The organism is Bacillus cereus group sp. MYBKT14-1 (genome assembly GCF_051915185.1).
Taxonomy (GTDB): Bacteria; Bacillota; Bacilli; order Bacillales; family Bacillaceae_G; genus Bacillus_A; species Bacillus_A cereus.
Map to the genome: position 1 here is coordinate 116,858 of NZ_JBQAEF010000007.1, position 23,431 is coordinate 140,288.

Here is a 23,431-nt window from a genome sequence, read left to right on the forward strand (position 1 = left end):
CTTTATAATTAAAATTTTTCTAAAGAGTTTTTAATATATCCTTCGCTATTTAGTATTTCATACGCAGATTCCCTGTTTTTTTTCCCCCTATGAATGATAGATTGCAATTTATTCCCATCAACTACTACAGCTTTTTTCTTTGCGTTCCCTTTTTCCTCAATATACTGTAGGGCTTCTTTCATTAACTCACCCATTACAAGGTTAGGTGATTTACTCAATACATATTTTGCTGCCTTTTCTGCATCCTTTTCGCTAATATCTAAATTAATGAGAGAAATAATCAGTTTTTCTACCATTGTTGATTCTTTTTTCTGACGCTCTTGTGCAACTTTTTCCTTTTTATCTTGAAGTTTGGCTCTCATATCAATTATTGGAAGTTTATTAAGTATATAATCTTGAATGTCTAACGATACAATATCTTCATACTGTGCTATTTCAGTTTCACAACCAGATTTAAGGGCTTTAAGCATAGGTTGAACAAGCCTTAGATCTTCTTTACTTACTTTTTTTAATAGTTCTGGTGAAATTTTTTCTACACCCGTCTCAATTGCTCTCCCCTGAGCTAGTAAAAATAACTTTATAGCTATATCAGTAATTCCCTGACTTTCTTCATATATAACCTCTAATAACTCCTGATTGAGTTCTACATGTTGTTTTGTCCACTGATAATCCCACATACTTGTAATTAAAACTTCCCAATCTTCATTACTACCCATTTGTTGCCAGACCATATCTCCTTGCCCACTACCACGACGTGCTTGTCTAAAATCTTTTTGTAAAAGGCTCCTAGCTCTCATAGTTCCAATTAACATTACTGGAATACCAATTTCATTAATAAGAGTAACAAAGAAATTCATCATTTTTTCTGAGGCATCCCCTTTTGTTGCTAACAAATGCTGAATTTCATCTATAATTAACGCACCAACACAATGTAATCTTGAAATTTGTCCCATTCTAGTTACCATTGAACTTATAGAATTAGAAGATTTACCATAAGATTCAAGATATTTCGTTCCAATTAAATAATCTATCTTCTCAAAGAAATTTTGACATAATGATTTTAAAGAACCATCATGTGGACAATTTAATTTTAGCCATACAATTTGAAGTGTATTAAGGGGGTATCGATGGATAATAAGTTGAGGGTATAGTGAAAGTATCCGCTCTATAGCTGTTGATTTTCCGATTCCAGAGAAACCCATTAATGTAAAACTAGATGCGGTAGCTCGTATGTCTGCCGGTAAGCCTAATCTATCTCTTTTTCCTAATTGATGATGTAATTCATTTAGGACTTGTACATGCTGCTTTTGAAGAGGGTTACGATTTACATATCCATAGCGTAAAAATCTTGAAAAACGTCTTTCTAAGTCTAACGTTTGAGCAATCGGTTGAAAAAAACGGGTCAAACGTAATAAAGCATGATATCGATAATGATCTGATAAATTTCTTTCTTTTTCATGATAATCAGGTAAAAAGCTAAGTTGATCAAAAGCTTCTTCATATGACAATATACTAGGTAAAGATTCAATCAAAGGGTTACCTTGATAATCAACTAACTCCTGTTGTTGATATTGAGCTAGTAATGCATACACCCCATTATTCAACTGAAATTCTCTTATAGAATCACTCATACTTCTGTTCCCTCCTTTTATTAAATAATTCCTTAACTGAACGACGCTTAAATTCCCCTTCTTGTTGTTTATCAATATGAACAACCTCTGTTAAAATATCCTCTTCATTGATATCTAACTTAAATACTTCTTCAGCTCTTTGTATTTTTCTTTCCACTTGAGTATGATGCTTTATGCCTTTAATTTTCATTGCCTTTGTTACATTCTTTGTTTGTTTTTTATTTTTTTCTTTAACAGCTGCTTTAACAATCGATTGAATATTATCGAAAAAATTAATTTCACTTTGAAGTAAACTATGTTCTTCCTCTTTATAGCCTTTACTTTCTACAGTATTTAACTGTCTAACTTCCTCTAAGGTTTTATTTTGATATCGCTCTTGATGCTTTAACAAATAACATTTTTCAAATATCTTTCCATCCTTTGTATGAATATAAATATTATTCATATTTCGAGGGTCATAGGAAACATCTACTTTCCAGCTTTTCTTAGTTCTTGCTGTAGCAAACCATGATTTCTGTATTGCCGTGTCACAGCTATACAACATTTTTTCAAATCTGATTCCTTTTGCAGTTACCGTAGCAATCCCCCTAGGCATTAAATAAAATTTCATGATATCGGGATGAATGACTCTTAATTTCCCCGCACGATTTTTTACGCCCCATTTCCATAATTCAACTGGTGTTGGTTTTACGCTATCAACTATCATATCTTCGTCACGTATATAATTCTTTATATAGAAATTTTTATTGTAATGCAAAATAAAATTGATAATGATTTTTGTATATTGTTCTATATCTAGTTTCGCCTCTAGACGTGGGTCTTTTGCTCCTCTTTTCCCCCAATCTTTCGAAACATATCCAGGTAAAAATGGTCTTATTTTTTCTTGAGATGTATCGAACAATTTTTCAACAATACCTTTCCAATCCGGACGAAAAGATGGATTATTTTCCACCGTAATATTAAGCCCTTCTATCAAATGATTTACATTATATCCTTCCAGCTCTCCACGATCTCCTAAAATGATTTCTGGTAAATGTGCTGCTGGCCAACAATCATCCGTAATATTAATGCTATATTTTGCACAGAAATCCTTCTTATTGACAGTAGAATTTAAAAGTGCCATCATCATTCCAACCCACGAGGGTCCTTCTAATCCAACATAAAAACCGGTAATTAAATGGGTAAAGACATCTGTTACATAATAAATAGTCGGTCTCTTCAATACCCAATCAGCATTATAACGAGAAACGATATAAACATTAGCGATAGTTGCATCAATTTGATACCTAGATCCCGGCCCAAAAACCTCAAAAGAAGAAGAGCCCAAAACTGCCCTATGATCTCTTTCAAATTTCTTTCTTCCATACTTAGCAGTTGTAGCTTCTTCTACACCATATTCTTTACTAAACCAATAATAGAATTGTCCTAAAGTAGGGATGCTATCTTTATCAGCAATCCTAATATACTTGGTACTATCTTGATAATATGTATTTGATTGAAAGTTATCTCTAATCATCATTTTATAGGTATATGCTAGTGTATTTTCCTGATTTGAAAAATAATAACTTTGTACAGCCCTCTTAAACATTTCTTTTATTTCTGACGTAATATTAATTCCCGTACTGTTTGTAATTCTAGGTCTACCAGTTTTATTTGCCCCCCAATTCTTTAACTCACCCTTATTCCCGCAATTCCTATAATCAGGAAGTAAACTGTCTTTGACTTTCCCTCTTTGCCAATATCTTTTCAAATATTTATAAATAGTTTTATTAGTACAACCAAATTTTTCTGTCGTTTGCATAATGAGTTTTCCCCTTTCATTTCTTTTAAAAATGCTAGGTTCTTTACATACTAAACTTTGTATAAAACTCCATGCCTTATCTCTAATTAACTTATCTTTTTCTGTTAATTCTTCATGATTAACAATTGGAAATAATTCATGGGTACTTACTTTTACATACTGTCCATTTCTAAAACCTTCATGAAGGCTTTTCAAAGTATCTACAAATGGCATAGCTTTTTCATCACATACATCAATTAAATATGTAATAACATTACTTTCATCAATCCACAGTATCCTGTAGACCTTTGAATTATCAATCGATTTAAACGTTTCATTAACTGATAGCGTAATCAAAATTCTCATCTCCTCTCTCACTAAAAGTTAACTCGCCCATACTTAAACTTCTCATATTTAATTTTTGTTTACTCATATCTACATAAATTAACTTCCGGGCTAATAAATGCTTAAAATAATTAATTGATGAACCTTGTTCTAAATTGTACTCGCCTTCAAATTTATTGCAGAATTCTATGAGGGTCTGATCAACATTTTGAAACTTTTTTAAATAACTAAAGAAAACTTTCACAAAATTTTTATCTTCAATTCCCTCTAGATAATAGTGTTTGTGAATCCATGAAATATTGTGAGCCATCTCTAAAGGGATATCCTTTTCCGTTACAACTCCCCAATCACTCCCTTTTCTTTCCCAATACTCCCTTTCTATCTCAAATTTCTCGATTATTCTTTCATCTTCTAATTCACTACTCGGTTTTATAGTCCTAGCAATATATTTTATTTCTTTTCCTTTTCGAACCGTGAGAAAAAAATCTGTTGTTAATACAATTAACGATTCCTTTCTCGTACAAATGGGATGGTGAATCCCTTTCTCTTCAGCGATTTTATATGTCAATTCCCTGTTTAATGGAAATTGTTCGCGGATATCTATGACTTCTTCTTTCCATTCCATTATAAAAAAATAATTTCGCTCTAAATCAGACAATAACTCATGTCTTCTATTTGTTTTCCATCCTTTCAGACGAGAGCTATTCCCGATTGAAGAAACATTTTGGATTGTTAACCAAGGTTTATAGTTATTTAATTCCCCTTGTCCTCTTCCTTCTTTGATATATTTCTCTATTTTCTTTTCTGTCCAATCATTTTTACGCTTTGCCATTTTTTCATCCCCTCTAAAAAAAATTTTATCATTCCCATTATTGGACATTTTTATGCGTATAATACATATCCTCGTTCATAAAAAAACGGATATTTTATAAAAATATCCGTTTTACATTTATTATTGATATAGGTTTCGTAATACTTGTTTTAACTCTGGTTTAATTGCAATGATAGAACGAACTGCCTTTACTTGTTGTTCTGCATTTTCCACACTGGAAGCGTGACCTAATTCTAGCAATAAGCCCGTAGCAACTGTACCTGTACGATTGCGTCCACCAGAACAATGGAAAAATACTTTTTTATCTTGTTCAACAGCTTCCTTGACCGCTGCAATTGCATTTCTTACTGATTCATCTTGCCCTTCTACACCTTCTACGATTGGATAAGCATGACGTTTTGTTCCAGCCGGAAACCCTTCTGGTTCCTCTCCTCCAGCACGTAAATCAAACACTTCTGTAATCCCATGCTTTTTTACTGCCTCTTGTATTGCTTCCACTCCACCAATATATACTTTTCCTTTTACGAGTTCGTGATAGTTAGTCATGTTTGTAAGTCTCCTTCAATTATTATTTAGCAGCAATTCGATCCGCCACTGATAACAAGGCCTGCACCCTGTTGGTCTTCTACATAGTCTAATGTTAAAGTATTAACGATTTCAGCTACCTTTGGATCTATTGCGACTTGAATACCGTTTACTATTTCTGTGACATCATTTTCTTGTGCTTCGCCTAAATTAATACCATAGCTAGGACCACAGCAGCCAGCACCATCAAATGTAAACCGTAATGTTGTAATACCATTTTCTTTCATAGCAGTTTCAATAAATTCTTTTGCTTTATCTGTAATATTCATTTTCATTTCTCCCCTTCATAGTAACTAATTAAAAATGTTTTATTTCACTAAAGCTTTAAGCTTCTCATATCCTACAATATCATCCGATTGCCAAGGGATGATAACACAGTTATTTTGTGATTCCTTTTGCACTTCTTGAATCCACTGTATTTCAGACTGTGCTCTTCCTCTTAACACGAAGTCACTTGTATGTGTTGCGTAAAAACTTTGATTGATAACCCACCATTTAGGAGTAATATCCGCACGTTTTAAATCTTCTTGCAGACGGCTTGCTTCATGAACTGGTGTTGCTTCTGCAAGTGTTACAATTACAACGCTTGTTTCTTCTGGATTACGTAAACGTGGTAATAAGTTTTTCACAGACTGTGGTACTTCACCGGTAGAACGTGCAATTTCCTTATGGTACGTTTGTGCTGCATCTAGTAATAATAAGGTATGACCTGTTGGTGCTGTATCAATTACTACAATTTCATCATTAGCTCTTTCAACAATATCGGCCAAAGCACGAAAGACTGCAATCTCTTCCGTACAAGGAGAACGTAAGTCTTCTTCAAGATACGCTAAACCTTCTTCATCAACTGTATCTTTTGCTTGCTCTATGATTTCCTTACGATAGTTTTCAACTTCTACTTTTGGATCAATTCGACTTATCGTAATATTCCCTTGTTCTCCATGCATGACATAATCAATATGTGCTGCGGGATCAGTTGTAGTTAGGTGAACATGGTGTCCTTTTTCCACCAGACCTACTGCAATTGCTGAAGCTACCGTAGTCTTTCCGACACCACCTTTTCCCATTGTAAAAATCACTCGTTTTCCTGATTCTGAAAGATTAGTAATCAATGTCTGAAGTGAAGGAATAGAGACGGTACTTGCTTCTTCATTCGAAATTGAGAGATTTCCCATTGGTTGAACCAGTTTTCTCATATTTTCTATCCCAGTAACATTAAACGGTACTAATGGAATTTCATAAGTAGGAAGATTTTTTAATTCTCCTGCCATGGTTTCTAACGCATGTGATTGTCTCTTAAACAATGCATTCGAGACATCATCATTTTGCATATAGTCTTTCAAGATTCCATTTACAAGTAGAAATTGATTACAAACACCAATTTCTTTTAATTCATGAGCTGCTCGTTCCGCTTCTTGTAATGGAGAACTATCCGGTCGTGTAACAAGCATTAACATCGTTTGGTTTGGATTAGATAGTGCCTGAACCGTTTGATTATATAACTCTTTTTTATCCCCAAGTCCTGCTAATGGTCCTAAACAAGAAGCCCCATGAGTACTTTCTTCCAGGAAACCACTCCAAGCCGCAGGAAGTTGAAGAAGACGTAACGTATGACCTGTTGGTGCTGTATCAAATATAATGTGATCAAATTTTGATGTTAATTCTTTATTCGTAAGTACCGTAGAGAATTCATCAAATGCAGCCATTTCTACTGTGCAAGCACCAGATAATTGCTCTTCCATCGTTGCAATAACAGCATCAGGGAGCTTTCCACGGTATGGACCAACAACACGTTCTTTATATTCAAGTGCTGCTGTTTCAGGATCTAAGTTTGCTACTTGTAGATTTGGAACACTTGGAATTTCTTTCGGTTTATTCGTAAGTTCTATTTCAAACACATCTTGTAAATTAGAAGCTGGGTCAGTACTTATTAATAAAACTTGTTTCCCCATATCAGCTAACGTAATAGCTGTTGCACATGCAGTAGATGTTTTTCCTACTCCACCTTTACCAGTAAAGAACAAAAATGGTGTGAATGCTATTGTGTTTGGATTATATAAGTTTGTCATTGCCTTTCACTTCTTTCTTTATTTTTTCACGTTTAACTTTAAACGTACGACTGGCTTTTGACTCAACTCTTCTACTGTTATATCTGTTAATTGTGTAAGTTCTTCATTTGTCAGGTGACTTTTTTCTTTTACTACTTTTCCATCTACCAAGGTTACAGGCAATACGTCTGGTCCTTTATCTGTTAATAGTTGACTAATAACAACATTATTGGCAAATGCATCTGGTTCACTTGCCAAATTATAACGAGTCACATCAATTCCTTTATTCTTCAAGTTGTTAACAGCAACTGAAATACGAATTAACTCTGGATCAACACTTGGACCGCAAACTCCAGTAGAACAACACATTGCAGGATCAAAAATTTCAATCTTTTTCATCTCTGATTTCTCCCCTTCTTTATAAAAAAGCCGAGAAAGAATTCTCGGCCTATTTTGTTTTCAATTATTCTCCTGTTTCAGCATACTTTTTAATGCGTGCGCCAATTTCATCGCGAACTCTTTGGAATACAGACCATTCTTGACCCGCTGGATCATCAAATCCCCAGTGAACTCGTTTTACATGAGGTGGTGTTGTCGGACATACATCATTTGCGTGACCACAAAGTGTTACAACTAAATCTGCTTTGTCTAAAATGTCACGGTCAATGATATCAGATGTTTGGTCCGTAATATCAATGTCTACTTCTTTCATTGCTTTAATTGCATTCGGATTTACTCCGTGTGCCTCAATACCAGCAGAAAGTACATTCCATTTGTCACCTAAATATTTTTTACCCCAAGCTTCTGCCATTTGGCTACGACATGAGTTTCCTGTGCATAAAAAGTAAATTGTTTTCTTGTTTTCCATGATAATTCCACCTTTATTATGATTGTTTATTTTTATTGTGTTTGAAAGTATTTACGTTGGAACCAAAGTGCTACATTAACAAGTGCTATCATAACTGGCACCTCAACTAAAGGTCCGATAACCGCTGCAAAGGCTGCACCTGACTGAATTCCAAATACACCTACAGCTACCGCAATCGCTAATTCAAAGTTATTACTTCCAGCTGTAAACGCTAATGTTGTTGATACCCCGTAACTTGCACCGATTTTTTTGCCCATAAAGAAAGAGACAAAGAACATGATTACAAAGTAAATGAGTAATGGAATTGCAATGCGTACAACATCAAATGGTACGCTAACAATCACTTCTCCTTTTAGAGAGAACATCACAATGATTGTAAATAGTAATGCGATTAAAGTAATTGGACTAATCTTTGGAATGAATACTTTTTCATACCATTCTCGTCCTTTCGTTTTTACAAAGATTAAGCGTGTTAGCATTCCTGCGATGAATGGAATTCCTAAATATATAAACACTGATTTTGCAACCTCTGCCATTGTTATATCTACAACAGCACCTTCAATTCCTAACCATTCTGGAATAACTGTTACAAACACATAAGCATATACTGAGAAAAATAACATTTGGAATACAGAGTTAAATGCTACTAATCCTGCCGCATATTCTGTATCACCTTTTGCTAAGTCATTCCATACAATAACCATCGCAATACAACGAGCTAAACCTATCATGATTAAGCCCACCATATATTCTGGCTTATCTGGTAAGAATATAACAGCCAAAGCAAACATCAAAACAGGACCAATAATCCAGTTTTGCACCAGTGACAATACTAATACTTTTACATCTTTAAAAACGCGCCCCATCTCTTCGTAACGAACTTTTGCAAGCGGTGGGTACATCATTAAAATTAGGCCAATTGCAAGTGGAATAGACGTTGTTCCTACCTGTAAACTATTCATTCCATCAACGAATCCAGGCGATAGATATCCAACTCCAATTCCTACTGCCATCGCAAGAAAAATCCATAGGGTTAGATATCGATCTAGGAAAGACAGACGTTTTTTCCCCGTGTTGCTCATCCCTCTCACTTCCCTTTCTAACTATTTATTAACAACCACACCGGAGTGTAGGATTGCTCTTCACAATTTGTTTAATTTTCTCTGTTTGGTCTGGTACATGCGCTAAAATATCTTCTAAAAGCGTGTATAAATCACTTGCTTGATTTAAAGAATAATAAATCCACTGACCTCTACGCTCTTCCTGCACTAAACCTAAATCTTTTAACTTTCGAAGATGCTGACTGATAGAAGGTTGGCTCATATCAAATACTTCGAGAAGTTCACAAACACAGCATTCACGTTGTTTGAGAATTGATACAATTGTTAGCCTTGTTTTATCTCCTAGTAGCTTTAATAACTGTGACGCTCTTGTTAATTCTATAACCGTTTTTTCCATATCCACATCTCCTATTCATAATCACATAAGTATATACTTATATATTGAGCGAAAATTAAACTTAATATTCATTAAATGGATTCATTTTTAATTTTCTTCCCTTCTCGAAATAAGTATATAATTAACCGCTTATATAATCAACTGAAAACAATTTATATTTATAGTATCTTTACACTGTACCTTAATACCCAATTCTTATAAAGCATTCTACTTTTTCCACCCAGAAGATATACAATAAGTCCTATTAAAAACTTTTTGGTCAATTGTAGTTAACCGTGTCGAGCCGAATCCTATATAATTCCTCAATTTACATTTTAATTTTATCGAAAATTATCGTTTTTGTTACAAAAAACATATTTTCTTTCGTTTTTATGTAAAACAAAAAACCACTAAATAAAGTGGTAGTTTAAAATACAATTATATATTTTAAAACAGTGATATTAGTGTGCCTCCAACAGCACCAACCACTACAATAATCCAAGGTGGTAACTTCCAATACACTAACATACTAAATAATACGGCGGCAAAAGCGAAATCAACAGGTTGTAAGATTGCACTTGTCCAAATTGGATGATAGAAAGCTGAGATTAAAATGCCGACTACTGCCGCATTTACTCCCATTAAAGCACCTTTGATCTTAGGATTTCGTCTTAGTTGATCCCAAAACGGTAATGTACCTAAAATAAGAAGAAATGCTGGTAAGAAAATAGCTATAGTTGCCAATAATCCACCTTGCCATCCACAAATAACAGCACCAATATACGCTGCAAATGTAAACAATGGGCCAGGTACAGCTTGAGTAGCACCGTAACCAGCTAAAAATGACGCTTCATCCATCCAGCCCGTAGGTACAAATTCACGTTCCAGTAACGGTAACACAACATGACCTCCACCAAAAACTAAAGAACCTGCGCGATAAAAACTATCAAACATTGCAATCCAATTTAACGATGTAACCTCTCTTAGAATTGGAAGGAAAATAAGTAATCCAAAAAATAACGATAAACAAATTACTCCTAACTTTCTGGAGATTGGGAAACTTAGTTTCGCTTCATCGTTATCCGCATGATTTTTATAGATAAGATAACCCACTAGCCCCGATAATACAATTACACCAACTTGTGTGAAAGCTGTTTGCCATAATAACGTTCCAACTAAAGCAAATAATGCAATTGATTTACGTTGTAAATCCGGTGTCAACTTTTGAGCCATTCCTAAAATCGCATGCGCTACTACTACCACCGCTACGATTTTTAGTCCATGAATCCAACTAACATCTCCAATGTTTAAACCTTGTAAAACTAATGCAAATATGATTAATGCAATAACAGAAGGAAGGGTGAAACCTATAAAAGCAAGAATTCCTCCTAATACACCTGCACGCATTACACCAATACCAATACCAACTTGACTACTAGCAGGGCCAGGTAAAAACTGACATAACGCAACTAAATCAGCATAACTTTTTTCATCCATCCATTTTCTTTTGCGAACATACTCTTCGTGAAAGTAACCGAGATGTGCTATTGGCCCCCCGAAAGATGTAAGTCCAAGTCGGGTAGAAACAAGCAGTACTTCTAATAAAATCTTAAATCTGCTTTGCTGTGTTGTATGATTCATTCTACACGTCCTTTCTTATTAGTCTTTAATTTCTTTAAAAAGTTCGTATGCTTTCTTTCGTGCTTCCACTAGAATATCTCTCCCTTTTTCAGTAGCTGTATAATACTTTCTGATTTTCCCGGCTACATTACGATCCTCTTTATTCAAAAGACCATCACTTTCCATCGCATGAAGAATAGGGTATAAAGTTCCAGGACTTATAGTATAGCCATGTTCCCTCAGTTCTTCTAATATCCATGCACCAAAAATGGGATGTTCCTTAGCATGATGTAAAATGTGGATTTGGATAAACCCTAAAAATAACTTTCTTAATAATTTATCCTCCAAGTTTTCCCCCTCCTATAGCATCAAAATCGTAAAGCAATATCGAACTTCGTTATTAATTTATCATTGGCATATAACTTTTTCAATTGGTTATAAAATAATTTACAAAGCCTTTACAAAGTAATGATTCCGTATTATTTGAACATTCATCCGTAATACGTTCAAAGATAACCAAAAAGTCACTTTCCTCAGCGTACAGGAAAGTGACTTTTTCATGATTAAAATTTCTTATTCAATTTTCTAAATATCTATATAAAGTTGATTTGCTGATTCCAGTTTCTTCTCGTATTTCAGCTAAACTATAGTTACCACTTTGATACATAACAATCGCACGTTTCACATTTTCATCAGGCTTTCTAGGACGCCCTGTTGTAACTCCCTTTTGTTTCGCTTCATACAATCCTTTCTTCGTTTTTTCACTAATTACATCACTTTGAAAATCTACAAGATGTTTTACAATATCTCCAAAATGATACCCATTTGCATTACTGGTATCAATATCTTCTTGAACAAAGTAAATGTAAGCACCTTTATTATCAATGACTTGTAATAACTCAACAAGATGACGTGTTGAATCAGCTAATGTGAAAAGTTTTGTAACAACAATTTTATCATCTTGTTTTAGGTTATCTATCATATTTTTAAGTTGTACTCTTTTTTTTGCCGATGAATGTTCCTCTGAGATAATCATCGTACAATTATATTTCTCTAAGCTTTTAAGTTGTTCTTCACATTTCAAGTCATCTTGATATGGTCTCATATATCCGATTAACATACATGCTCTCCTAACAATTTAGATGTTTCTTTTATCATACCATAACTTGGAGTTGTAATATTAGTATCAAAAAGGTTCCTTTTTGGGACGATAAGTGTTAGACTGTTTTTATTAAATCGTGAACGCGGCTTTTATGAGACTTAAAAGCCACAAAATAAATGATATGAGGTGTATAAAACAGTGGTAGAAAAATTAAAAGCAGAATGGTTCTCAAATGTTAGAGCTGATATCCTTGCGGGGATTGTAGTTGCACTAGCATTAATTCCAGAGGCAATCGCATTTTCCATTATTGCAGGTGTAGATCCGATGGTGGGATTATATGCATCCTTTTGTATTGCAGTTATTATTGCCTTTGTAGGTGGTCGTCCTGGAATGATTTCAGCAGCAACCGGTGCAATGGCATTACTTATGGTTCCTTTAGTAAAAGAGCACGGGCTAAATTATTTATTAGCAGCAACAATTTTAACTGGTGTTATACAAATTATTTTTGGTGTATGTAAAGTAGCACGATTAATGAAATTTATCCCACGTGCTGTCATGATTGGTTTTGTTAATGCTTTAGCAATTTTAATTTTTATGGCTCAAGTACCACATTTTATTGGCATTTCCAATCTGACATATGTATTTGTGGCAATTACATTAGCAATTGTCTATATCGTACCGCGATTTATTAAATCCATTCCAGCTCCATTGATAGCGATTGTATTATTAACAGCTGTTGCGATTTATATGCATTTAGACTTACGAACTGTCGGTGACTTGGGAGCAATTACAAGAACATTACCATCGTTCTTTATTCCAGACGTACCATTTACGTTTGAAACACTACAAATTATTTTCCCCCATTCAATTGCGTTAGCAATTGTAGGATTATTAGAATCTTTACTAACAGCATCTATCGTAGATGATATGACTGGAACCGATAGCAATAAAAATCAAGAATCAAGAGGACAAGGAATTGCCAATGTTATCAATGGTTTCTTTGGTGGTATGGCAGGTTGTGCAATGATTGGGCAATCTGTAATCAACGTAAAATCGGGTGGACGTGGTAGATTGTCTACGCTAATTGCAGGATTATTTTTAATGTTTCTCATCATCGTATTAGGAGATTTAGTTGTACAAATCCCAATGCCTGTTCTAGTAGGTATTATGATTATGGTTTCTATTGGTACATTTGATTGGTCTTCATTCTCATATTTAGTAAAAGCTCCAAGAAGTGATGCAACAGTTATGTTAGTAACAGTTATCATCGTCGTTGCAACACATGATTTATCAAAAGGTGTAATTGCTGGTGTGTTATTAAGTGCTATATTCTTTGTTGCTAAAATCTCAAAGATAAAAGTTACAAAACAACAAGATGGTTCAAATATGAGATTTGATGTGGATGGTCAATTGTTCTTTGCATCTGTAGAAGGATTCGTAGAATCATTTGATTTCAATGTTAAAAATAGAAGCATTGTCATTGACTTCGCAAACACGCATGTTTGGGATGATTCGGCAGTTGGAGCTATCGACAAAGTTGTTATTAAGTACCAAGAAAATCAAAATATTGTTACCATTACAAACTTAAACTCTTCTAGTAAGAAACTCGTAGAAAAATTAGCTGTATATAATAACCCAAATAGAAAAGCTTCTTCACATTAATTCATGATTAGGAGTGGAAAATATGTATAAAAAAATCCTATTAGCTGTAGATGGTTCTGAACATTCCTTACGTGCTACACAAGAAGCGATAAAAATTGCATCCTTAGCTAATGAATGTACAGTTGAAATTGTATTAGTAGTTGATTATGCAAAAGCAAAGAATGAAGTTATTCATGCACAAGGGAAAGAAGAATTAGAGTTATCCCGTCGTAAGAGACTTTTACCTATTGAGGAAAAATTAAAAGCAAATCGTATTTCTTATGAAGTTAAAATATTACATGGTGAACCAGGACCAACCATTGTAGAGCATGCGAATAAGGGTCATTTTGAATTAGTGGTACTTGGTAGTCGTGGACTCAATGCGTTGCAAGAAATGGTACTAGGAAGTGTGAGCCATAAAGTAGCTAAAAGGGTTCAATGTCCTGTACTGATTGTAAAATAATATATTTTTTGTATGATTCCTGATTTTGAAAATTCTTATTCAAAATCAGGAATTTTTATCATAAAGGAAACTTGAAATATTTTAATATGTAAGGAGTTGGCACATGAAAACACTACAAAGTGGAAAAACAAAGATTTTTGCTTTAGGTGGCCTTGGAGAGATTGGAAAGAACATGTATGTGATTGAGTATGAGGATGAAATTATCATTGTAGATGCTGGATTTAAATTTCCTGAATCTGAACTATTAGGTATCGATTATGTTATCCCCGATTATACGTATCTAGAAAGAAATAAAGATAAAATAAAAGGATTATTCATTACACACGGACATGAAGATCATATCGGCGGGGTTCCCTTTTTATTTAAACGCATACAAGTACCGATATATGCTGGGAAACTAGCTGCAGCATTAATTAAAAGTAAATTTAAAGAACATAATATCCACCATGTTCAAATAATAAATATATTGGATGAAACAGAAGTTGAATTTCAACACACGAAAGTACGATTTTACCGAACAACACATAGTATTCCTGACGCATTTGGTATAGTAGTCACTACTCCAAATGGAAATGTAGTACATACTGGTGATTTCAAATTCGATTTTACACCCGTTGGCACAGAGGCGAACCTACACAAAATTGCTGAAATCGGAAAAGAAGGTGTATTGTGTTTACTATCCGACAGTACAAATAGTGAAGTTCCTGGCTTTTCAATGTCAGAAAAAAAGGTTGGGCAGTCTGTAAAGGAAATCTTTTCAGGGGCACAAGGACGTATCTTATTTGCCACTTTTGCATCTAACGTTCACAGATTGCAACAGGTTGTAGAGGCTTCTATTTTGTATAATCGTAAAGTTGTAGTTGTCGGAAGAAGTATGGAAAAAACAATTCAAATCGGAAGAGACTTAGGATACATCCAAGCTCCAGAGGACATATTCGTTGGCGTGCATGAAATCAATCATATTCCAAGTCATCAAGTAACTATTATATGTACGGGAAGTCAAGGGGAACCAATGGCAGCTTTATCAAGAATTGCGTATAATAATCACCGACAAATTCAAATTATTCCTGGGGATACAGCTGTTCTTTCTTCCTCTCCGATTCCAGGGAATGTGTTAAGCGTTAACAGAACGATTAATCAACTATATCGAGTAGGTGCAAATGTAATTCATCATAAAATAAGTGATATTCATACATCTGGCCATGGAGCACAAGAAGAACAAAAATTGATGCTCTCCCTTTTAAAACCGAACTATTTCATGCCTATTCACGGAGAATATCGTATGTTAAAAAAGCATGTAGAATTAGCTGTAGAATGTGGTGTTCCTATAGAAAACTGTTTTATTATGGATAATGGTCAAATATTAGAAATCTCTAAAGGAGAAGCAAGTATTAGTAGTAAAACCATACCTTCTCAGGCTGTGTATGTTGACGGGAGTGGTATAGGTGATATTGGCAACATTGTTTTACGTGACCGTAGAATTCTATCTGAAGAAGGAATCATTATTATAAGTCTGAATTTAGATTGTAAACAAAAGCGATTAATATCTCAGCCAGCAATTGTTACAAGAGGCTTTGTATATATGCGTGGATCAGAAGTATTAATGAAAGAAATAGAAAATGTTGTTTTTGAGTGTATAACTTCTTTATTAAATGAAGGAATTGTGAGCTGGGCTCAAATAAAACAGACCCTTGTAGATGTGTTAGAGCCATTTCTATTTTCAAAAATCGGACGTCGTCCTATGATTCTTCCAATCATTATGGAAGTGTAAAGGACTGAGCAAGATACTTGGTAACTAACATTTCACCAAATGGATAGTATCATCAAAATGCGAATTTAAAAAACGATTTCCTATAATGAGTAAGAAATAAGATGCAATCACTAAATTTGATAACCATACAATTAATGTTGTATGTCTCTTAAATAATTGTGAGTTAATCTTTTACGCCTAATCAAATAGTGTGTTATTACATAAACTTGAAATTTCCATACATACTATACATAACTCACGAAATATTGATACTCCTTAGATTCGTGGATGTAATTTTCTCATTGCAGTTAGCTTTTGCTAGCTGCTTTTTGTTTTCACCATTTCAGCAGGTTTTGAAAATTGCACCTTTTTTTATAACATGAGTTGGCCACTTACACCCTTTTTACAAAGTGCACTAATGAAAGTGCTTTTTTACATGGGAATATTTTATAAAATAAAAATTTTATTAGGTTGTTCTCGAATAACATTTTAAATTCGATTCATACTATAATCGTAACTTAAAGTTACATATCATTTACTTGTAGGGCCTAATTTTCTTTTGTACAACAGGCAGTTAACCAATTAAGCTAGCTGCTTTGTTGTGCAAAATGTAGTTTTTTCACAAAAGATACACACTTAAGTAAAAAATTTATATGATATGTTGTATCCTTTCTTTTTAGAATGGATAGTCTTTACAGGCGAGCACTTTCCGAAGTGCTCGTGTTTTATGTTTTAACTATTACAAAATGAACTTTTTATTAAGAACATAAATTTTTCAACATTAAACATATAGAAGCAATAAGTAATATCTTGTATTATAATAAGTAGCCTCAACGTAAACTTTGTTACTAGCCTTTTTGTTTCTAGCCTTTTTGAAAAGGACGTACCCTCACAAAATTACCTTTTCAAAAAGGTTTCTTCCATTCGTTGCGATAAGCAAGAATTTGAAGTTATCTCCATCTCTTCCCCCGCTTAACACTGTACGTACGACTTTCATCGCATACAGCGTTCCATCTTGCAAATATGGATATACAGATTTCCACTCTCCTTTCCAATCGGAGAGTGATCGATCCTTCACTTGGTTGTCTTCAAAATACCCTTCATAAATTTTTTCTGTTTCTTCATCATGAGCATGACTATGACTATGACTATGACTGTGACTGTGATTGTGCTCATTTTCATATGTATGACTTTCAGATGTTTGCTCTTGCTTTTTAGATGAACCTGAAGTCTGACAACCTACTAATACCAACATTGAACTAATAGTTAATATACCTACCTTCTTTGTAAATGCAATTTTCATTATGAAACCTCCAATTTAAATCGTAATGATTACGATTTAAATTATACATATATCTTGTGTAAACATCAACAGAAAAATAATCCAATACTTATAAATGGATTATTCTATCTGTAATTCTTTGAATGCTACTATTATAACTAAAAACACCTCTTACTATCGTATTTTAATAAATACGATAGTAAGAGGTGTTTTTTTACTTGTTCTATTCCATTAAATCACTATATATATACCGCTCTACTCCAATTAGACTGTTTGGTAACAGTATGTGAATGATAACCCCTATATTATTAATTATTTCTCGAATTTCTTCCGTTGGATATGGCTCATTTTCATCAACGCAATTGCAACCGCATAAAAAACCTACAGATAAAATAGTAGACATAAAAGCAAGTAAATATTTTCTTTTCTTCAAGTAATTAACTAAATGCCTGTAGTTTACCGCAAAACATATCTCGAGGAAAAGTAGCATTAATAAAAAATATGCAAATTATATACTATGATTTATCAAAGGTGTTGTAAGCAGTGTCTCTAGTTCACAAAAATTATTTTTCTATATACACTTATAATCCAGGTAACAAAAGAATTAAATACATATGTAGTATTATTAATAGCCATACTGGTTAAGATTCCTATAAAAGCACTTCCTATTATATCAAATGGATAATGATGTCCTAGCCAAATACGTGAGAAACCTGTCAAAATTGCTAAAAACCACATAATTGAGCCAAATAACCGTTCGCGAAGTAAGACAGAGGTCGATAAGGCAAATGCTAAGGCTGTATGTTTACTAGGAAATGAAGAATTATTCTTTGATGGGATAAGTAAACGCACACGATGTATAACAAACGGACGAGGCTTAAAATAAATCAGCTGAATGAAACGGTTTATACATAATGAGAACCCAACTGATACCCCAGCAAATAAAATAATTTTTTTGTAGGAATTTCCTCTAAACCACATTAAGGCTAATATAAAAACGTACAAGAATCGAGCCTTTTGTGAAATAAATATCATAAACGTATCCATAGTTGAATTACGACCCGCTAGACGATTGATAGCCCTAAACATTTTGTAATTCATGCAGATGTTCTCCTTTATTTTTGAAATGTTATATACATATTATTCCCTCCCGAAAGAGAAATATGTAGTATGCAAATCCTTTCTTATTATTCTTCTCATTAAAAAAGCTGTCCGTAAGTATAAACTAAGGTGAACAATTCTAAGTACTCTGTATATGAATTGTGTTTTTTCAAATACTTTAAGTAAAAAACTTTCAATAGGAGTGAAAAAAGTGATAAGAAACAAACTTGCAGTGATTCACTTATTTTTATTATTGATTGTTATGGCTGTTTGTATATGGTCTGTTATTAATCCTGCAAAATACTCAACATGGGCAGCAGAAGCTATTCCTGCTATTTTCGGTCTATCCATTATAATTACAACGTACAATAAGTTTCGTCTCACTACTCTCTCATATATAATTATTACAACGTTGTCCATTATAATGTTTGTCGGAGGCCATTACACATACTCAGAGGTTCCTCTATTTAATTGGATACAAGATTCTTTTGAGTTAAAGCGAAATCACTACGATCGATTTGGACATTTGATAAAAGGCTTGTTTATCATTGTGATAAGAGAAATCTTATTACGGAAAACCCAACTTACCCAAGGCCCTTGGTTAGTTACAATTAGTGTAAGTATTTCACTTGCTATTGCTGCATTATACGAAATCATCGAATGGTTAGCTTTTAAAATAGCAAAGGGAGGAAAAGCAGCAAAAGATTTTTTAGGTATGCAAGGCGATATATGGGATGCACAATGGGATATGTCACTTGCCTTAGTAGGCTCAATTCTTGCGTTACTCACCCTGTCGACATTACATAACCGACTATTGAAAAAGAATTGATAAATTTCTAATCTAAATAATACATAACTTTTCAGTTCCTTTTTGATTTTTTTATAAAACTATTTTTCGTATTTCAGAAAAAACACTTGGGTAATTTTAAAAAGTTCCGGTTTGAAAGTCAAGAATTATTAGTATAAGTTGGCATCATAAATCTCTATAAAATATCGCATCATAAATTATGTGAAATTGAAACGCGTGTTTCTTTTTACGATTTTTTCAGGGGGGACAAAAATGAATATCCTTAACTTTTTGATGTCATTATTTAATTCAAATAAAATAACTCAACAAATGTTTGAGTTATTCGGAAATAAAAAGAAGAACAATAAAGGATGGATTTGGGCTTCTTTATTAGGGCTAGGAACAGTTTTAGGTGTATTAGCAACACGTAATTCAAGTATGATAAGACCTATAAAACATACGTTTCAAGGTTTTCAAAAGAAAACAAGAACATTTATTCCGTCCAAAGTAAACTTGGCAAGTATGGAGTTTGCGGATGAAATTACGCCTAACACACAAAAGAAACAAAATAATCCAAACTAATAACTGTTACTAATAAAAGACAACAACTTCATAAAAAAGCAGATAGCCGGTTCCTTGTTTTACAGGAAATCGGCTAATCTGGTTTAATACGTACAATTTTCTTTTTTGGATATGATGATCCGAATTAACATTTTAACATTTACACTTGTTAATTTTTTATTTATCTTCCTTTAACTCATACCTTCATTGCCTTTAGGTACATGGATTGCTTTATTCATCTTCAATTTTCGAAAATCCTCTGTTTCCACGTTTTCATTTCTAATTGATCTACTGTTAATCATAATTTTTCAAGTTAGAAACAAAACTCATCCCGTTATCCTTTTTGAAAATATTAATTTTAATTCCCTTTTAGATTTGAGATAATACTTTATGATTTAAGAACTTCTTTAGACACCTTAGAATGCGTACAAACAAACTGCTCAATCATTTGATTTAACTCTGTAGCCGCTTTTGTTGGTATTTGATGTTTTGCACCAGTAATAAATCTTAATTCATTACATGGCAATTCTTCATGTAGTAAATTTGCATGACTATAAAAAGTTTTGTCATTTTGTCCATAAACCAATAACATAGGTAGATGAATGTCTTTAAGGCGATTGGTACAATTATAGTGCAAACTATAGCGATAATATTGTTCGATATTTTTGGCATTACCTTTCCGAGCTTCTCGAAACATTGTTTTAAATAATTTTTTTGTATTAGAATTCCCCCACGAAATGGCAAATGCTAAAAATGAAATTGCTCTTGCTTTCGCCAATTGGACACCAAGAGAAATCTTATTTTTTAAATAACCTTGACGCACTTCTGACATTCCGCCTATTAGAATTCCTCCTAAACTATTTTCGGGATAAGTTAATAAAAATTCCAAGGCAACTGTACTTCCTGTTGAATACCCGCATACAAAAGACTTTTTTATTTCCAAGTGGTCCAGTAAACTTTTCATATCTTTAGCAATTAGTGAATACGTAATTGGCTGACTCGAACTCTGGCTGTTGCCATGTCCTCTAACATCAAAAGCGATTACTTTAAAATTTCTCGATAGTTCTTCGATCTGATACTCAAAATTTTCGCTGGTAAGCGTAGGAGGGTGAATAAAAATGATAGGAGTCCCTTCTCCTTTTACTATATAGTAAAGGCTACATCCCTCTACCTCTAACTTTGGCATGTATTGAATCACCTCGACAATTTACAATCTCTTAATTAAAGCTACTGATTTCATAAGTATTTCACACTTAATAATTTGTATAAAAAGAAAGAAATATACTCACTTCCTATTTTGTGAAGGATTCAATATTCATTTCTCTCTTCGTAAAACATAAAATGTTCAAAAAGGTCATTTTTATTTCCAAAACATTTTATATAGATATACAATTGCTTCACTAGTCACTTTTAGAATAAAGCTTTTAATACTTTTAATGCTTTTTATCCCTGCATAGCTCTCCTCAACTCGCTCATACTATAACTGTAACTTAAAGTCACAAATTATTACCCGGTACGCCTGGAATTCCGTTTTATTACACGTAGTTAGTCTGTTTTGTTGTATAAAAGGAAGCTCATTAAACCCTCTACCCCTCTAAAAAGTATCGGGGAATCGGATATTATGGTATCAAGTAAGTAATAGTAAAAAGGTGAATGATATGAAAAGATTTCTAACTTTGTATGTCTTAACTTTAATTTTAACGGGGTGTTCAGAAAAACCACCCACTCTTAAAAAGAATGAATTACAAGTTAAACATAAAGATAACAAATTGACTCAAAATACAACACATTCATTTCCAAAAAGTAAACCTTTACAGCCATCTCCCACTTTAGCCACTAAAAAAATTATTCTAGATGTGCCGCTTATTTCGCAAAAGCCGGAATTAAAATATGGATGCGAAGTTACAAGTTTAGCGATGGTATTACAGCATGCAGGTATTAAAGTTAATAAAATGGATTTAGCTAACGAGATAAAAAAAGACCCTACTCCACTGTCTACAAATAAAAGTGGAGACATCATTCAATGGGGAGATCCTAAAGAAGGTTTTGTCGGAGATATAACTGGGAAAAATAAGGGATACGCTGTCCACGTTCAACCGTTGCAAGAATTAATGGAACGTTATCTACCAAATCGCATAGTAAACTTAACAGGAAAAACTTTTAATACTGTGTTAGCTCAAATTAAGCTCGGTAAACCTGTGGTAGTATGGACTACAGGAGATTATCGCCTTCCAGATAGATGGGAGTCTTGGAAACATGATGACAAAAAAATTAAAGCTCCTTTGGATTTACACGCTGTTGTTATTGTAGGTTTAGAGGACAAATACATTTATATCAATGACCCATTAACTGTGAAAAAAGCACACAAAGTAAGCCAAGATATTTTCATTCAATCGTGGGAAGCATTAGGGAAACAAGCATTATCCTATCGCTAATGCAATTTCATTAAATATTTAATACTTCCTTTAGGTGCACCCTGTCTATACAAAAAAATAAAAAATACTCATTAAATCCGCTTTCGTTTCGCATACTATTTCTAATGTCATTTATACTACGTTTGTAAATCAAGGTTACAAATCATTGCTGTAAGTGTGGGCTTGTACGATGTAATAAAGCAGTTAGTTCCATTTACTAATTGCTTTATTGCACAAAATTAAGATTATTAATTTTTAGCTACAGATCACTATTTTCAAGTATATATGCTCTGTTATAACAGTAGCACAAACGCAATTACAAGTTTTCTAAAGAGGTGTAATTATGATTGATTTTTTAAAAGAAATATCACTAGTACTATTAAGAATAATCACCATCTTACCTTTATTACTATTTGTCACTCTATTTATGGGGAAACGAGCAATTGGTGAATTACCTATATTCGACTTTCTCATTATTATTACATTAGGTGCTGTTGTTGGCGCTGATATAGCTGATCCTAGTATTAAGCATTTTCCAACGGTAATAACTATCATTGCAATGGGTATTCTCCAAAAAAGTGTTGCTAGTTGGAAAATATCAAATCGAAAACTGGATAAATTGCTTACTTTCGAACCAACAATTGTTATTCAAGATGGAAAAATTCTCGATAAGAATCTAAAAAAGATACGTTATTCTATTGATAATGTTCTACAAATGTTAAGAGAAAAAAACGTATTTGATATAAATGATGTTGAAACAGCAATTATTGAAGCAAATGGTGCATTAAGCGTATTAAAAAAGCCCTCAAAAAATACAATTACACTTGAAGATATTAAAATACAAAACAAAATGTCTGCTATTTCTTTCCCTGTTATCTTAGAAGGAAAAGTTTGTTTAAATATTTTAGAAAAATTACATATAAACGAGGATTGGCTAAACCAACAATTATCAGTTCAAGGAGTTAATAATATAAATGATATCTTTTTTGCTACAGTAAATTACAACCTTGAATTGTATATTTCTTTGCGAAATGAAAAGAATATAACAATTCCACCAATAGTACACTAATCCATTTATATACCAGCTAAAATGTACGCTAATTTTTCAAGAATACATAAAAACTAATCACTAAGTTCTGTAATTTAACGGTCCGTTAACATAATTTGCTGAACATTGTTTATAG

Annotated in this window: 22 protein-coding genes and 1 pseudogene; 7 read left to right on the forward strand and 16 right to left on the reverse strand. The window is 33.3% G+C overall.

Annotation, left to right across the window (positions count from 1 at the left end; translation table 11 throughout):
* Positions 1-8: 8 nt before the first annotated feature.
* The 13 genes from ACTFO4_RS18445 to ACTFO4_RS18505 all read right to left on the reverse strand — a co-directional run bounded on the left by ACTFO4_RS18445 (position 9) and on the right by ACTFO4_RS18505 (position 12,266).
* Complete coding sequence (locus ACTFO4_RS18445) at positions 9-1,631, reverse strand: ATP-binding protein (RefSeq protein ID WP_151617184.1); 1,623 nt, start codon at positions 1,629-1,631, stop codon at positions 9-11.
* Positions 1,624-3,777, reverse strand: coding sequence for a Mu transposase C-terminal domain-containing protein (locus tag ACTFO4_RS18450; protein ID WP_223840579.1), 2,154 nt, complete (start codon positions 3,775-3,777; stop codon positions 1,624-1,626). Before ACTFO4_RS18450 ends, ACTFO4_RS18445 begins: the two co-directional genes overlap by 8 nt.
* A complete protein-coding gene (locus ACTFO4_RS18455) occupies positions 3,749-4,588 on the reverse strand; it encodes a TnsA endonuclease N-terminal domain-containing protein (protein ID WP_150158056.1) in 840 nt (279 codons plus the stop codon). Before ACTFO4_RS18455 ends, ACTFO4_RS18450 begins: the two co-directional genes overlap by 29 nt.
* A gap of 120 nt (positions 4,589-4,708) precedes the next feature.
* Positions 4,709-5,134, reverse strand: coding sequence for a protein-tyrosine phosphatase family protein (locus ACTFO4_RS18460; RefSeq protein ID WP_150158057.1), 426 nt, complete (start codon positions 5,132-5,134; stop codon positions 4,709-4,711).
* A gap of 26 nt (positions 5,135-5,160) precedes the next feature.
* Positions 5,161-5,442, reverse strand: coding sequence for a HesB/IscA family protein (locus ACTFO4_RS18465; RefSeq protein ID WP_440014052.1), 282 nt, complete (start codon positions 5,440-5,442; stop codon positions 5,161-5,163).
* A gap of 39 nt (positions 5,443-5,481) precedes the next feature.
* Entirely contained in the window at positions 5,482-7,242 is a 1,761-nt protein-coding gene (gene arsA / locus ACTFO4_RS18470) for an arsenical pump-driving ATPase (RefSeq protein ID WP_440014054.1), read from the reverse strand.
* A gap of 18 nt (positions 7,243-7,260) precedes the next feature.
* On the reverse strand, positions 7,261-7,620 hold the full coding sequence (arsD, locus tag ACTFO4_RS18475) for an arsenite efflux transporter metallochaperone ArsD (protein WP_000717836.1): 360 nt from the start codon (positions 7,618-7,620) through the stop codon (positions 7,261-7,263).
* Between the two features lie 64 nt (positions 7,621-7,684).
* Positions 7,685-8,089: an arsenate reductase (thioredoxin) gene (gene arsC, locus ACTFO4_RS18480; RefSeq protein WP_000428327.1), complete on the reverse strand. Its 405-nt coding sequence runs from the start codon at positions 8,087-8,089 to the stop codon at positions 7,685-7,687.
* A 32-nt stretch (positions 8,090-8,121) separates the two neighbouring features.
* On the reverse strand, positions 8,122-9,171 hold the full coding sequence (arsB, locus tag ACTFO4_RS18485) for an ACR3 family arsenite efflux transporter (protein ID WP_000072357.1): 1,050 nt from the start codon (positions 9,169-9,171) through the stop codon (positions 8,122-8,124).
* Positions 9,172-9,199: 28 nt separating this feature from the next.
* Positions 9,200-9,547, reverse strand: coding sequence for an ArsR/SmtB family transcription factor (locus ACTFO4_RS18490; protein WP_044822174.1), 348 nt, complete (start codon positions 9,545-9,547; stop codon positions 9,200-9,202).
* Between the two features lie 426 nt (positions 9,548-9,973).
* Positions 9,974-11,167 carry a chromate transporter gene (locus ACTFO4_RS18495; protein WP_438876694.1) on the reverse strand — a complete coding sequence of 398 codons (1,194 nt, stop codon included), beginning with the start codon at positions 11,165-11,167 and terminating at the stop codon, positions 9,974-9,976.
* A gap of 18 nt (positions 11,168-11,185) precedes the next feature.
* Positions 11,186-11,494, reverse strand: a complete 309-nt coding sequence (locus tag ACTFO4_RS18500) for a PadR family transcriptional regulator (protein WP_150158061.1) — start codon at positions 11,492-11,494, stop codon at positions 11,186-11,188.
* A 229-nt stretch (positions 11,495-11,723) separates the two neighbouring features.
* The gene (locus tag ACTFO4_RS18505; RefSeq protein WP_150158062.1) at positions 11,724-12,266 is read right to left on the reverse strand and encodes a recombinase family protein; all 543 of its coding nucleotides are present in this window, start codon (positions 12,264-12,266) and stop codon (positions 11,724-11,726) included.
* A 180-nt stretch (positions 12,267-12,446) separates the two neighbouring features.
* Here ACTFO4_RS18505 and ACTFO4_RS18510 point away from each other — a divergent pair, with 180 nt between their 5' ends.
* From ACTFO4_RS18510 to rnjA, 3 genes are all read left to right on the forward strand, one after another.
* Positions 12,447-13,910 carry a SulP family inorganic anion transporter gene (locus ACTFO4_RS18510; RefSeq protein WP_440014058.1) on the forward strand — a complete coding sequence of 488 codons (1,464 nt, stop codon included), beginning with the start codon at positions 12,447-12,449 and terminating at the stop codon, positions 13,908-13,910.
* 22 nt (positions 13,911-13,932) lie between these two features.
* Positions 13,933-14,352, forward strand: coding sequence for a universal stress protein (locus tag ACTFO4_RS18515; RefSeq protein WP_000277010.1), 420 nt, complete (start codon positions 13,933-13,935; stop codon positions 14,350-14,352).
* A gap of 103 nt (positions 14,353-14,455) precedes the next feature.
* The gene (rnjA, locus tag ACTFO4_RS18520; protein ID WP_438876693.1) at positions 14,456-16,123 is read left to right on the forward strand and encodes a ribonuclease J1; all 1,668 of its coding nucleotides are present in this window, start codon (positions 14,456-14,458) and stop codon (positions 16,121-16,123) included.
* A gap of 922 nt (positions 16,124-17,045) precedes the next feature.
* On the opposite strand, the pseudogene ACTFO4_RS18525 reads toward rnjA, so the two are convergent.
* Both ACTFO4_RS18525 and ACTFO4_RS18530 read right to left on the reverse strand, forming a co-directional pair.
* Positions 17,046-17,405 (reverse strand): annotated as a pseudogene (locus tag ACTFO4_RS18525) (ZinT/AdcA family metal-binding protein); the annotation flags it as partial.
* A 528-nt stretch (positions 17,406-17,933) separates the two neighbouring features.
* Positions 17,934-18,485, reverse strand: a complete 552-nt coding sequence (locus ACTFO4_RS18530) for an undecaprenyl-diphosphatase (RefSeq protein WP_150158067.1) — start codon at positions 18,483-18,485, stop codon at positions 17,934-17,936.
* A gap of 211 nt (positions 18,486-18,696) precedes the next feature.
* Here ACTFO4_RS18530 and ACTFO4_RS18535 point away from each other — a divergent pair, with 211 nt between their 5' ends.
* Complete coding sequence (locus tag ACTFO4_RS18535; RefSeq protein WP_440014061.1) at positions 18,697-19,314, forward strand: DUF2238 domain-containing protein; 618 nt, start codon at positions 18,697-18,699, stop codon at positions 19,312-19,314.
* Positions 19,315-19,545: 231 nt separating this feature from the next.
* Positions 19,546-19,854: a hypothetical protein gene (locus ACTFO4_RS18540; RefSeq protein WP_150158069.1), complete on the forward strand. Its 309-nt coding sequence runs from the start codon at positions 19,546-19,548 to the stop codon at positions 19,852-19,854.
* Between the two features lie 367 nt (positions 19,855-20,221).
* Here the strand turns inward: ACTFO4_RS18540 and ACTFO4_RS18545 are convergent, their stop codons facing one another.
* Positions 20,222-21,019 carry an alpha/beta fold hydrolase gene (locus ACTFO4_RS18545; protein WP_440014063.1) on the reverse strand — a complete coding sequence of 266 codons (798 nt, stop codon included), beginning with the start codon at positions 21,017-21,019 and terminating at the stop codon, positions 20,222-20,224.
* 472 nt (positions 21,020-21,491) lie between these two features.
* On the opposite strand from ACTFO4_RS18545, the gene ACTFO4_RS18550 reads away from it, so the two are divergent.
* Together ACTFO4_RS18550 and ACTFO4_RS18555 are read left to right on the forward strand one after the other, a co-directional pair.
* Entirely contained in the window at positions 21,492-22,268 is a 777-nt protein-coding gene (locus ACTFO4_RS18550; protein WP_440014064.1) for a C39 family peptidase, read from the forward strand.
* Positions 22,269-22,590: 322 nt separating this feature from the next.
* A complete protein-coding gene (locus tag ACTFO4_RS18555) occupies positions 22,591-23,316 on the forward strand; it encodes a DUF421 domain-containing protein (RefSeq protein WP_000564871.1) in 726 nt (241 codons plus the stop codon).
* The last annotated feature ends 115 nt before the right edge of the window (positions 23,317-23,431 follow it).